The following is a 12135-nucleotide window of genomic DNA, read 5'->3' on the forward strand; positions in this document are numbered from 1 at the left end:
TTCGGCCGGACTTCGCAGCCGCGCGTCGGGGCTGACGGTGCACTCCCGCTCGGCGAGCAGGGGCCGTGCCTCGCCGATGGCCCGGGTGATGGTCGAACGGGCCACGCCGAACCAGCAGGGCGGCACGTCGTGGGTCGTCCTGTGACGGAGATGAACCAGGGTGGTGAGCAGCCGATCGACGAACACCGGATGGTGCTTTGCACCGGCGCCCACTGCCCGCTTGCGTTGCCTGGAGGTGAGCCTGGCTTGGGGGTGCTCGTGCCACAACGGGCGGATCCCGGCAACGAGTTCTGCAATCACATCGGCCGTCAGGCCCGTGATCCGCCGGTTGCTGATGATCGCTGCACGAGTCGCACTCCCCACCACACGACCATGATCAACGATCAAGAGCACCAATCGGGGCCAGCCCAGGTCGGGACCCGGGGCTGTTCCAAGCCGGAACCCCATCCCTCCAGCCCTCGAATTGGCGCCAGTTCGGACCGGAAGAGCGGGGCCACGTTGGAGCGCCAATGCCATCCTGGAACGTGGTGGCAGGGTTCTCCACCGTCTTCGCCTTCGCTGTCGACTTCGCGGTGCCTTCGCTGTCCGAGCTGCTGCAAGCGCTCACAGCCGCCATGGCCGCGGCTAGGGCCAGCGCGATGGCCGTCCTCCCCCATGTGTATTTCCCCATGCCGGTGGATCTTCCCACAAGCTGCCGACACGGACACGGCAACGCTTCACTTGACCGCCTGTCGGACGGGGCCGATGCACGCTGTCGAAGCTACGTGCTTCGAGGTGATCCACCGGGATTGCTCCGGCGCTTTCGTCGAAGTTGCGGCCTGCCGCTCCCGGCCGTCGGTGCGATAGGTAACCGACCTGGCACCCTCGGCTGGCACCCCGGCCGAGGGTGCCGGGAGTTCCGGCAGATGCCCCAGTAAGGCATCGATAGTTTTCAGCCACAGCTGGCCGGGTTGTCGAGCCTCCTCCTCGTATGGGGTGTTATTGGCAATTATCGGCATCTGGGTGCGCTCGCCTCCTCGATATGGGACTCGAGCCCGCCTGGCGCGCCGGGGAAGCCGACGGGATTTCGCGGAGTTCTTTGCCATTGGTCCGCTTCTTCTGTCATGACTTGGGAAAGTCCATGAGTGGCTGGCGAGGCGCGTCAAGCATCACCTGCGCTTGGGATGTTCAGGTCAAAAACCAGTTGAATTCCCGCGCGGATTACTCCTGAAGTAGGCCGCTACGTGACTCTTTGCCGCGACTTGGTGTGCCCTTGGTCGGCATTTGAACGTTACCTGTGCTCGCATCCATGCGGCCTGCATGTACCTGTTACGTTCAGCGCCGCCTGCGATCACAGCAACCTCACGGGCGGCACACATGGGGTTCGGCGGGGTGCCTGCGGCAGGCAGTGCACAGTGCACACCCGGTCGATCTGACGGCCGGGAGGGGGATGGGGGAACGATTCTGTGAAGCGCATACCTGCGCGCGTGAAGGCTTCCGTAACAGCACTCGCTGGTGCAGTCGTCTTCGGTGGCCTCCGCTTCGCCGACAGCGTCAACCGCGATCTCGCAGCCCCGCCCCCGGCTCCGCGAGCCCCAGCGACACCTGGCTGCCGGCTCCCTATGGCACCCTCAGCCCCGCCCAGTACCACTACGGGAACGCCGTCGCGCATGGCGCCGGCGGGGACGTGGTCGCGTACGTGCCGCGACACCAGCCGCACGGCGTGCTGACGGTGCCGTTCACCATCACCAATCACGGCAGCGAGCCCTACGACTACGAGATTGCGGTGGTCCTCAGCGGAGCGACCGCATCCGGGGTACCGGAGAGCGCGGGTGTCTCCAGCGACGGGATGCTGCCGCCGAACGCCACCATGACCACGAAGATCAACTTCGAGAGCACTGACGACATACCGGTCCAGGATATCGATGTCCGCGTCATTGACGTGGAAAAAAGGGGGACAAATGACAACCAGTCATAGACGTAGCGCGGTGACGGTCCTCGCCGTCACCGCCGCTCTGGCAGGGCTCATACAAACCCAGCCCGCCGCCGCGAAAACCACCAGCCCCACATCCGCCACCGCCTCGGAATCCGCGCCCACCCCCACTCAAGGCGCCGTCAAGGCCCCGGACACCACACTGGGCAAGGGATGGAAGACCTCCGCCGACCGGGCGGTGGAGGCCGTCGCCGACAGTGACGGCCTGCACCTCCTCGTCGCCGACAGTAAGAGCGCCTACGCCTGGAAGACGGCTGCCGTCCTCAGCGAGCCCCAGCTTCCGGCCGACACCTGGATCGGCAACCAGTGCGTCATGGACGACCACCACGCGGCCGTCGTCTACGCTCCGCGCACCTTCGCCAACAAGCCCGACCTCATGATGGGCGGCGCGTTCACCGCGATCGTCAACCTCGACAACGGAAGCGTCACCAAACTGCCGTTCACCGCGTCCTTGGCCTACTTCGACCCCACGTGCAGCCCGGCCACGCACACCGCCGTCTTCACCGCGTTGCGTGACACCAAGACCCGCCTGGTCACGGTGACCACCAAGGGCACCACCGTCGCGGACGCCACCGTGAAGGGCGAGATAACCTCCGCCGTCCCCACCAAGGACGGTGTGATCGCCGCCGCCGGAAACCGGCTCGTCCGCGTCGACCGCAAGGGCGGGACAACCCAGCTCGCCACCACGAAACACGCTCCGTACGCCATCCATGTGACCGGTGACGGTGCGGTCACCTACATCGACCGCACCGGCGACATCGACGCCGACGTACAGACTTACGCGCACGGCAAGGAGAGGACCGTCGCGAGCGGCAGGCTCACCGCGATGAACCTGCGCCAGGGCACGGACGGCACGGTCTACCTCACCGGCAAGGCCAGCCACGGCCACGATTTCGCGGCCAGCGGCATCAAGGCACTGGCCGTCTCGCCCGACGCGGAGCTCTCCACCCGTGGCCGCCTGGCCGTCGACCCAGTGGTCTCCCCGGCCGTGCAGGCGGGCGTCGACAACATCAAGAACGCCGGCCGCGACTTCACCAGCACCGCGACCAAGGAACCCGCGGCCCAGACGACGACGGGCCACACCAGCCATGCCCTGACCGTCACCGGCACGGTTCCAGGCACGGGCCGGCACACGCGGCAGCAGGCCGCCGAACCCGGCACCACCGCCGGCGGCACGCCGTCACCAGCACTGACCGGCTCCCCGAGGCCCCAGCTGTCCACGATGAGCATGCTGACTACGGCCGACGACGACGCCAGGGCACACGACCCGGTCGACACCGACGCCTGGTGCTCCGTGCCCCGCAACGACGTCAAGACCCAGGCCCTCCAGCCCACCCCAAACCAGGTCGAATGGGCCGTCGACATGGCTGTCCGGAACGATCTGCGCTCCGGCTACCTCACCCAAGGCGGCTGGCGCGCGCAGACGGGGCTTTCCACCATCGACCCTCAGGGCCTGTTTCCCGCTCCGACGCTGAACACCGGCAGCGGACAACGCATCCCCGCGCAGGTCGAACTGGGCATCCTAGCCCAGGAGTCCAACCTGTGGCAGGCCGAATCGGGCGCCATCCCGGGCCAGATGGGCAGCCCGCTCGCGGCCGTCGACGGTTTCTACGGTCACCAGTCCGGCGGAACCCTCGCCGACTTCTGGACCATCCACTGGGACAAGTCCGACTGCGGCTACGGCGTCGGACAGGTCACCGACGGCATGCGCAAGGCCGGATACGAGAAGCCGGGTGAGACGTCCCACGACGTCACCACGCAGCGCGCGATCGCCATCGACTACACCACCAACATCGCCGCGTCGCTCTACATCCTCGCCGACAAGTGGAACGAGGTGCACCAGTCCGGCCAGACGATCGCCGTCAACAACGACGACCCGGCCAAACCCGAAAACTGGTTCACCGCCGTGTGGAACTACAACCTCGGCTTCAACAAGAAGGCAGACGAAGCCACCAACGGCAACTGGGGCCTTGGCTGGTACAACAATCCCGCCAACCCCGTCTATCCCGCCTCCCGGCTGGCCTTCGTGAACACCGACCTCGATCCGCTGGCCGCCAAGGACGCCGCTCATCCCCAGAACTGGCCCTACGAGGAGAAGGTGATGGGCTGGGCCGCCTGGTCCCAGGACACCGGCCACTCCTACGCCACCTCCGGCCGCCAGGACTGGCCCGGCGAGTCCGGCTTCTCCTCTGCCGGCTTCTACCCTGCCTACTGGAACGGCACCACCGGGACCGTCATAGACCCAGCCAGCGCGAAATACCGCCGGGCACACGTCTCGCCGCCACTCGACGCGTTCTGCAACACCAAGAACAACTGCGACACCGCCAACCCGCCCGACTGCCCCACCGCCGCCTGCTACGCCCAGTACTGGTGGCACGAGTCCAACGTCACCTGGAAGTCCGACTGCGCCACCAGCTGCGGCTTCGAACACATCAAGTACCTGACCCTGGTCAGCGAGCCCGGCCGCGGTTACCGCCTCCAGTACGGCACGCCCGTGTGCTCCGGCGCACCCTCGGGCGCGAAGGTCGTCGAGTCCGTACCGCAAGGAACCGACACCTGGAGCAGCTGCGGCATCACCACGACCGACGGATCGTTCCAGTTCACCTTCTACCCCGACCCGAACGCCACCGGACCGGGCCTCGGGCAGTACGACGCGAAAGCCGACCTGCACCAGATCGGCGGCGGCTACAACGGCCACTTCTGGTATACCCACGCACGCGATGCCGACCACCTCGGCGGCGACGGCGGACGCATGACCATCCTCGGCGACTGGAAGCTGAACTCGGCCATCTCCGGTAGCCAGGCCAAGGTCTACGTGCACATCCCCGACACCGGCGCCCAGGTCTCCAATGCCACCTACAAGGTCATCACCCCCTTCGGTGCGGTGACCAAGACCATCGACCAGAACTCCCAGAACAACGCCTGGGTCTCCCTCGGCGCTTACAATTTCAAGGACCAGGCGCCGGAGGTGCAGCTGACCAACTCCACATCGGACGGCGCCGCCGACAAGGACGTGGCCTACGACGCCGTCGCGTTCGTGCCCGGCGACTACTCCGGTATCCCCTCTGACCTGACCTTCGGCGACCCGGACGTCAACGCTCCTGATCCCGTGCCAACCGACACGCCGGACACCATTGAGGGATCGTTCTTCGCCGGGAGCACCTCACTGGGCAGCAAGACGCAGGCGCCGTCATCCGCGTTCATGATGACCTCGAAGAGCAGCAGGACACAGGCGAAGTCATCCGTGTCCTCTGACGAAACCGCAGCATGTTCGGTCACAGAGAACTCGATGACATACACCCGCACGGACGCCTGTATTCACGATGATCTGACCGTGATCCACTATGATGACGGCGATCCGGATGGTACAGCAATTTTCGACTACAGGAACGCGATCGAAACTGACGTAAACAGCGACACGTTTACGCAGAGCACAACCATCCATCTAAATTCCATGAGTGGCGTGATGGCCAAGGTAAACCTCGACCTCGGGTTTCAGTGTCGAGGATATTGCTCAGTCGTCAGCTCCATGTGGAGCGGATCTGACACATGGACACTCGGGGATGCTCACACCGCGATCATCACCACGAAGATACAATGGACTCCGTCGGGAGCGGAAAGCAATTCTATCCTTCCCTACTGGACCTTCGGTGGCATTGCGAACGACACCCCAGTCGACAATCCGACCACCGTCGAGAAGGATGCCCTCAACGTCCGATGTGACGTCGAGGTAAAGGTCACTCCCGGATGTGTGTTCAGTTGGCACAAGCCGACGTACACCCTCAACGAGAAGAAGTTTCCGGCAGCCGCGGCACATGCATGGCTGGTACAGCACATGCTGCCAGGACACTACGGGCTGAAAGGCCAGGGAGAGCCGCTGAACTTCCTCTCCGACGACGTGCTCGCTCCGGGCAAGAATTATTCGATCATCGACTACAACCGCGACGTAGTCATTTGCCCGCAGTCTTGGCCGCGGAATCAGGACACCACGCTGTCGCCGGAACTCTCATCCAGCAGTGAAGACAAAGCTAGCTGCGACGAGTTTCCGTTCGCGGCTAGCTGGCAGTCCGCCGGAACTCCGCAGTCCTGGGGCGGCAAGAATCTCAACCCCGTCTCCTCCGGTGACGAGTGCCTCAACACCTATGCCAAGAGAGACAGCAACGGAGTATGGCACCTGCTCCCCGACCCGGATTCTCCCCTTCCCACCTGGAACGAATCTTGCGGACGATCCAGCATATCCAACAATCAGAATACTCAGTCCATGGCTCCCTTCCCCGGCTTCAGGAAGAGCAATAGAGTCATCGAGGGGGACGAGTACTGGCTGGAAGCCCGTAAGCCCTAGAGTTAAAAACATCTGACCGAAACGGGTGGGGGGGCGGAGCATATGCTCCGCCCCCCCACCCGTTTCCCGCCCTTTAAAGCCATGCGATTCGTCCGTCGACGGCAGTAACGGCCGTGCCGGACAAAGAAAAAGCGGAACCTGTCCCATGATCAATGGCGTTGGCCACTGCGGTCAGGACGTGCGCCAGCGACGGCGCGTAGGGGCGCGGATATGAACCTTCACTGAAAGATAGAACAGGGAAACTATTGCCTTCAGCCTTCATGTCGAGGAGGAAGCCATAGGGGGCATCCAGCATCTCGATGACCGGAATCCATGAAGGCTTCCAATAGTCTTCATCGCCAATATCGGCAGCAATATGAAGATAATCGGCGCGATGCGCGATCATCTCCCGGGAACTGAGAAATGCCTTCCCGAACGGAAACACCGCAGAATCCGGGTGACGCACCACCCGGAAACCTCCAGGAATCGACTCTCTTCGATCTTTTGCTGTGCTCCCATTGTTCATGCGAAGCCACACTTCAAGCACATCGGGAATATCACCCGCGAGCGCACTCCGCAACCGCGATATATCTTCATCGTCGGCAGGAGGATTAAGCGCTTCTATGCTGGATGGTGCATTTTCCTCCATCCAGCCTGTCGCGCTCTCCCACGCCTGCCTCACACGTTCCGAATCGCTTTTCGATATCCCACTCACGGGCGGTCTCCAGACCTGATAAATACAAGACGAGAGCGAGCCCGCCACGCTATATGACCGGCCCAGTAGTCACCGATCCAGGCTACCGGGTCGGGGGAATTTTGACCGCTGCTTGACGACGGCGCTGGGTGCGCGTCGCCTCGATCTGTGCCGGTCCTCCACGACCGGCTGGACCTCAAGCCTGGTCTTCGGGTTGCGCCGCTGGGTTGGATACCTCGCTGAGCAGGGCATCAGCACCGGCTCCGTATTCCGCGAAGTTCTGCGCATCGGCAAGGTCGCATCGCCGGAGACGCGGGCAAGGCGGGGGGCACCAAACGTGGTGTCCACTTGCGCCCGCAGAACGTGAACGAGCGCGTGAAACTGTGGTGCGCGGCGGCCGGGCTCAAGACCGACGGCCGGCCTGTGTCCTCGCACAGTCTTCGCGCCGGCGGTGCAACCGACCTCGGCATGAACGGCGCGACGGACGAAGAACTCCAAGAAGCCGGGCGCTGCAAGAAGGGGTCGCGCATCCCTCGGGAGAGATACGTACGCCCGACCAAGGACCCCTTCAAGAGGGTCCCGGTGCACAACCCGGACGCCTAGGCTGCTTCTGACCGCTCATGAAAGCATCCCCCCTGCTGGCACAGGTGCTTCCGGCGGCGCGGCTCACGGCGGCCAGCCCGGCGGCTGACAACGACCATCGGAAGCATTCTAGTCGGCCGCCCACCCGGTGGTGGCGGGGGCGCGGTCCGCGCCCAGAACCGCCCGCGCGTTGTCGATCAACTGCCGCAGCGCCCGCGCGGACTCGTTGACGACAGGCAGCTTGACGTTGGCCAGCGGTGGAAACGTGGTATCCAGTAGCAGTAGTTCAGTACGTCCTTGGGCACTGCCACCAATCCCGGATATGGAGGACCGGATGGCGTCGCGGGCCGCCTCCAGGGCCTGATTGTTCCCGCCATCGGCTGCGTGGGTGGCGCGGCAGTTCATCCAGCACGGTCATCGCCTGAAGGCAGGCGGCGTAGGCGGAGTCTCCGGGCCAGACTGCCGCCATGGTGCGGATGACCCGCGCAGCTGGCGCCCGGCTGAACGTCAGCTGCATGCTGATCTCGATGGCCCTCACGACACGCTCGGCCGCGGTGACAATCAGCTCCAGCTGCCCCTGCCGCTGCATCAACTCCGTGTACCCGGCCCGGACGGCGGACTCCTGCTCCTCCAGCACGTTCATCAGCTCTGTGTTCGCCAATGTCTCCCGAGCTGTCCGGACGAACCCAGCTATCTCCGCCCGCCGGTCTTCACGCAGCGCAACCAGACGCTGCGCCTCGGCGGTGATGGCTGCCGCGTCTTTGGCAGCGCTCGCCTGGACCATGCCGGCTCCGGCCTGGATCTTGGCGCTGATCATGGTGCCCGCGACGCCGCCCGCGATGGCGAGCAGGGCAACGCCGGGCGCACTGATAGCGAAATCCCGCAGCTTGCTGGCGAAGTCCCACATGGCGTCCATAGCTGTATCCTGCCGGGCCAGCCGGGCCATGCTTCGTGCGGTCGAATCGATGAGAAATTACCGAGACCGCGCCTCCAGCCCTAACGAGGTGGTCTCTGATGGGTAAAGCGGGTGTGTGTCGCGATCCTGGGCCTGCCCCCGCAATCCGCCGACAGCTCGCTTCTGTTGGAGCACGGCCGGCTGCCGGGCTGACCGGCGCGAGCCGCCTCGTGCGGCGTGGACTCGGAGGGACAGTCTTCCACTTCTCGGGAGTGTCTGGCGGGACTGACAAAGCCAGTTGGTTTGACCATGATGACGCGACACTAAGGGTGTGCAGATCTTTAACTCGTCTTTTTGACCTTGGTCTTGGCGGTGTCGGGGGCGAGGAACGTCGCGACGTCTGCTGGTGTGCGCAGGCGGGCGGTAGAGGTGCTGACGGAGTGGCCGTGTGCTTCGAGGAGCGGGCGACTTCCTGTTTCGCGTGGCTGATGGTCATGGCGGTGACGCCGAAGAGCTGGCCGAGGAGGTCCATGGTGGCGAGTTTGCGCAGGTGGAGCAAGGTGACCAGGATCCGGTCGGCTGGAGTGAGTTTGGCTTTGGCGCTTGTGCCGGGGGAGACCAGGCGCTCGTGACCGCGGCGTGCGCGGAGCACGTGCTCACGTTGAACCTCCAGTGCGGGGGTCAGCGCGTCGATGAGCTCGCTGAGTTGTTGGCGGGTCATCCCGGTCAGTCCTGGGTCCTGCAGTGAATGCCGCGTGAGGTGGGGGCGGACTGCTCGCCGGGGCCTGGTCTGAGCTGCTGTCGGACGCCGCCGCACCCATCGGATGCTGAGGGTGGCGGGTGTAGTTCCAATCGCCGTGGAAGCGGTGGCGGGCGATCGGAAGGACGGCGATCTCGTCGTCGCTGACCTGGATGCCGGTGGGGTAGGGGTTGGTTTCGAGCTCGGCATGCATCGCCAGGCCGGTTTTGGTGGTGGTCGCGGCGATGCTTTCGATGATGACTTCGTGGCTGGTCAGGGGCCTGCCGCGCTAGTTCATGGTGATGTGGGAGAACAGCCGGTGCTCGATTCGGTTCCACTTCGAGGTGCCGGGAGGCAGGTGGCAGACGGTGATCGTCAGGCCGGACTCGGCGGCGAATTGGGCGAGTTCGGTTTTCCAGGTGCGGGTGCGATAGCCGTTGGAGCCGCCCGCGTCGGCGGTGATCAGCAGCCGGCCGTGGGGTAGGCGGTTCGCCCGGCGCTGTTCCACCAGCGGCGGATGGATTCGACGGCGAACGCGGCGGTGTCGTGGTCGGTGCCGACGTTGACCCAGCCGGTGTTCGCGGCGACGTCGGAGATGCCGTAGGGCACGGCTCTGCCCAGCTCGCGGTCGGGGAAGTCGTGGGTGTCGACCCGCAGCGGCGCACCTCGCGGCTCCCATTCACGGCTGTTGTTCTTGAACGGGCCGACCAGCTCCTTCTTCTTCTTCTTCGTGTCCACACTGATCACCGGCGCCCTGTCGTCCTGGTGGTCGCGGGCCTGTTCGTTGAGGTAGTGGAACTGCGCGTCCCGGTCGGGATGCTGTTTGCCTTCCAGGGTCTTGGCGTTGCTCTGCAGGCTGAAGCCCTCCTCGTGCAGGAGGTCGCCCACCGTGTCCGCGCAGATCCTGTGGCCTTGCCGGGTCAGTTCCTCGGCGAGCTTGCGGGTGGACTTGGTGGTCCAGCGCGGCGGCGACATCGGATCCCCGTACACGTCGGGCTCGACCAGTGTGAGGAGCGCCGTGCGGACGGCCGGGTTCAGGTCGGCGACGCGTTTGCGGCCGGCGCCGGGCCGTCGGATGCGCCCCAACGGGGCTTCTCCGGAGGCGAGTTCGCGTATTCCGGCAGACACCCTGGCCTCACGGACACCGGCGGCGCGGGCGACCGCTCTGATCCCGCCGCGGCCGAGAGACTGGGCCTCCGCACCTATCAGCAGGCGACGCTGCCGCTCGTTGAGGTGCGGCAGAATCGCCCCGAACTTGGCTGCCAGCATGGCCCGTTGCTCTTTCAACCCGGTCATGCCAGACCAACGAATCACCAACCGGAGAGCCACGAGTTAAAGATCTGCACGCCCTTAACAACGGCTAACGCAATGAGGTCGTTAGTCAGCCCACGCAGGCGGTGCAGCGCGTGAGGTCTTCTGTAAGGAAGATGACGAAGCGCTGTTGTGGGCTGGTGATCTTCGCCAGACGGACGAGGGAAGTTCCGGCGGCCTGGAGTCCGCCAACGGCTTCGGCCAGTCCTGGTCGCGGGGTGTCACCGGTCTCGAGCATCGTCTGGTGCCGGAAGGTCCAGATGTCCCAGAGCTGCTGGGCGGAGACGGCCTGATGACCTTCGGACAAAAGGACGAAGTCTGCGCCGACCTGAAGCGTTAGGTGAGCGGCTCGCGTGGAGGGGCTGTCGTCCCGGGCGAGCGCGGATTCAAGGTCGCTGCGGATCACTTGCCTAGTCTGCCGGGATGGCTGGCTGCCGGGCGGGTCGAGAAGAGCATCTGTCGGTGGGTGATGAGGCAGCGGGCGAGTTTGAGGAACGCTTCGTGGATGTCAGCTCTGCGTTCCCAGCGGATGCGCAGGCGGCGGAATCCGTGGAGCCAGGCGAAGGTCCGCTCGATCCCCCCACCGGTAGGTGCCCAGTCCGGTGCCGTGCCTGGTGCGGCGGCGGGCGATGGCCGGGACGATGCCACGAGCGCGGACCTGGTCGCGGTAACTGTCGTGGTCTTAGCCCCGGTCGGCGAACAGCGAGTCCGGCTTGCGGCGGGGACGGCCGACCCGGCCGCGGACCGGCGGGATCGCGTCGAGCAGCGGCAGCAGTTGGGTGACGTCGTTGCGGTTGCCCCCGGTCAGTAGAACCGCGAGCGGAGTGCCGTGCCCGTCAGTGATCAGATGGTGCTTCGAGCCGGCCCGACCCCGATCTATTGGCGAGGGACCCGTATGGATCCCCCTTTTAACGCCCTGACATGCGAGGAGTCGACCACACAGCGGGACCAGTCCAGGCGTGATGCGGCATTGAGTTCGGCGAGCAGGACCTCGTGCAGTCTCTGCCAGACGCCGGCCTCGTTCCAGTCCCGCAGACGGCGCCAGCAGGCCATACCGGAGCCGAAGCCGAGGCCCTGTGGTAGGTACTCCCACTGGATGCCGGTATGCAGCATGTACAAGATCCAGCACAGCACAGCACATCCCGGTCTGGCAACGGCCTGCGGCCCGGATAGCGGAAGCGCCGATCGCGCTGCGGCAGCAGCGGCTCCAAGCGATCCCACAGCTCATCCGACGCGATCCACGGCGATGTCCCCACACCGGAGCGAACGTTCAACTCCAGCCCTGGACACGGCCATCGGCACTGATCCGCCTCATTGCGTTAGCCGTTGAAAAAGGCTGAGTTGCGCACTGTTCGGTGGCTGTCCCACCCGGGACGGTTCCCCTTCTCACGGAAGGCAGTGCGCATGACCGCCACCTCTTGGACTCCGAAGCTCACCAACGTCGTTGGCGTCGACGGCAGGGCCAGCGCAGGCCGGTACGTCTAAGCGAACGGTGTCAGTACGTTCACCGTGCTGATCAACGCGGCCGCGGGTCCGTCGGCCGGGAGTTTGGCCAGTCCTGGCTGGTGGGCGTGGGTGATGTCCGCGCAGTTTCCGGGCTTGGTCGGGCTGTAGAACAGTA

The 12135-nt window shown here is 65.1% G+C and carries 8 protein-coding genes and 2 pseudogenes; 3 read left to right on the forward strand and 7 right to left on the reverse strand.

The features are described from left to right. A partial coding sequence (locus OO70_RS49735) for a helix-turn-helix domain-containing protein (protein ID WP_234337142.1) occupies window positions 1-393 on the reverse strand: 393 nt, incomplete at its 3' end. A gap of 1273 nt (window positions 394-1666) precedes the next feature. Here OO70_RS49735 and OO70_RS49740 point away from each other — a divergent pair. Together OO70_RS49740 and OO70_RS49745 are read left to right on the forward strand one after the other, a co-directional pair. Next, complete coding sequence (locus OO70_RS49740; protein WP_043688033.1) at window positions 1667-1957, forward strand: hypothetical protein; 291 nt, start codon at window positions 1667-1669, stop codon at window positions 1955-1957. 10 nt (window positions 1958-1967) lie between these two features. Then, complete coding sequence (locus OO70_RS49745; RefSeq protein ID WP_234337143.1) at window positions 1968-6314, forward strand: golvesin C-terminal-like domain-containing protein; 4347 nt, start codon at window positions 1968-1970, stop codon at window positions 6312-6314. Window positions 6315-6387: 73 nt separating this feature from the next. On the opposite strand, the gene OO70_RS55110 is transcribed toward OO70_RS49745, so the two are convergent. The 3 genes from OO70_RS55110 to OO70_RS57175 form a co-directional block, all read right to left on the reverse strand. Then, window positions 6388-7008: an SMI1/KNR4 family protein gene (locus tag OO70_RS55110; RefSeq protein ID WP_158711666.1), complete on the reverse strand. Its 621-nt coding sequence runs from the start codon at window positions 7006-7008 to the stop codon at window positions 6388-6390. 847 nt (window positions 7009-7855) lie between these two features. Next, window positions 7856-8212 carry a hypothetical protein gene (locus tag OO70_RS57170; RefSeq protein WP_407702905.1) on the reverse strand — a complete coding sequence of 119 codons (357 nt, stop codon included), beginning with the start codon at window positions 8210-8212 and terminating at the stop codon, window positions 7856-7858. A gap of 67 nt (window positions 8213-8279) precedes the next feature. Next, on the reverse strand, window positions 8280-9023 hold the full coding sequence (locus OO70_RS57175; RefSeq protein ID WP_407702906.1) for a hypothetical protein: 744 nt from the start codon (window positions 9021-9023) through the stop codon (window positions 8280-8282). Here OO70_RS57175 and OO70_RS57180 point away from each other — a divergent pair. Beyond that, complete coding sequence (locus OO70_RS57180) at window positions 8913-9212, forward strand: hypothetical protein (protein ID WP_051742479.1); 300 nt, start codon at window positions 8913-8915, stop codon at window positions 9210-9212. The two genes, OO70_RS57175 and OO70_RS57180, sit on opposite strands and share 111 nt — an antisense overlap. Before the next feature lie 79 nt (window positions 9213-9291). Here the strand turns inward: OO70_RS57180 and OO70_RS53475 are convergent. The 3 genes and pseudogenes from OO70_RS53475 to OO70_RS53480 all read right to left on the reverse strand — a co-directional run. Next, a pseudogene (locus OO70_RS53475) lies at window positions 9292-10499 on the reverse strand (ISAzo13 family transposase); the annotation flags it as partial. A gap of 85 nt (window positions 10500-10584) precedes the next feature. Continuing rightward, complete coding sequence (locus OO70_RS49770; RefSeq protein ID WP_043688041.1) at window positions 10585-10920, reverse strand: hypothetical protein; 336 nt, start codon at window positions 10918-10920, stop codon at window positions 10585-10587. Beyond that, window positions 10917-11752, reverse strand: a pseudogene (locus OO70_RS53480) (IS5 family transposase). Before OO70_RS53480 ends, OO70_RS49770 begins: the two are co-directional and overlap by 4 nt. Window positions 11753-12135 lie beyond the last annotated feature (383 nt).

The sequence above is a fragment of the Streptomyces xylophagus genome, from assembly GCF_000716435.1.
GTDB classification, from domain to species: Bacteria; Actinomycetota; Actinomycetes; order Streptomycetales; family Streptomycetaceae; genus Streptomyces; species Streptomyces xylophagus.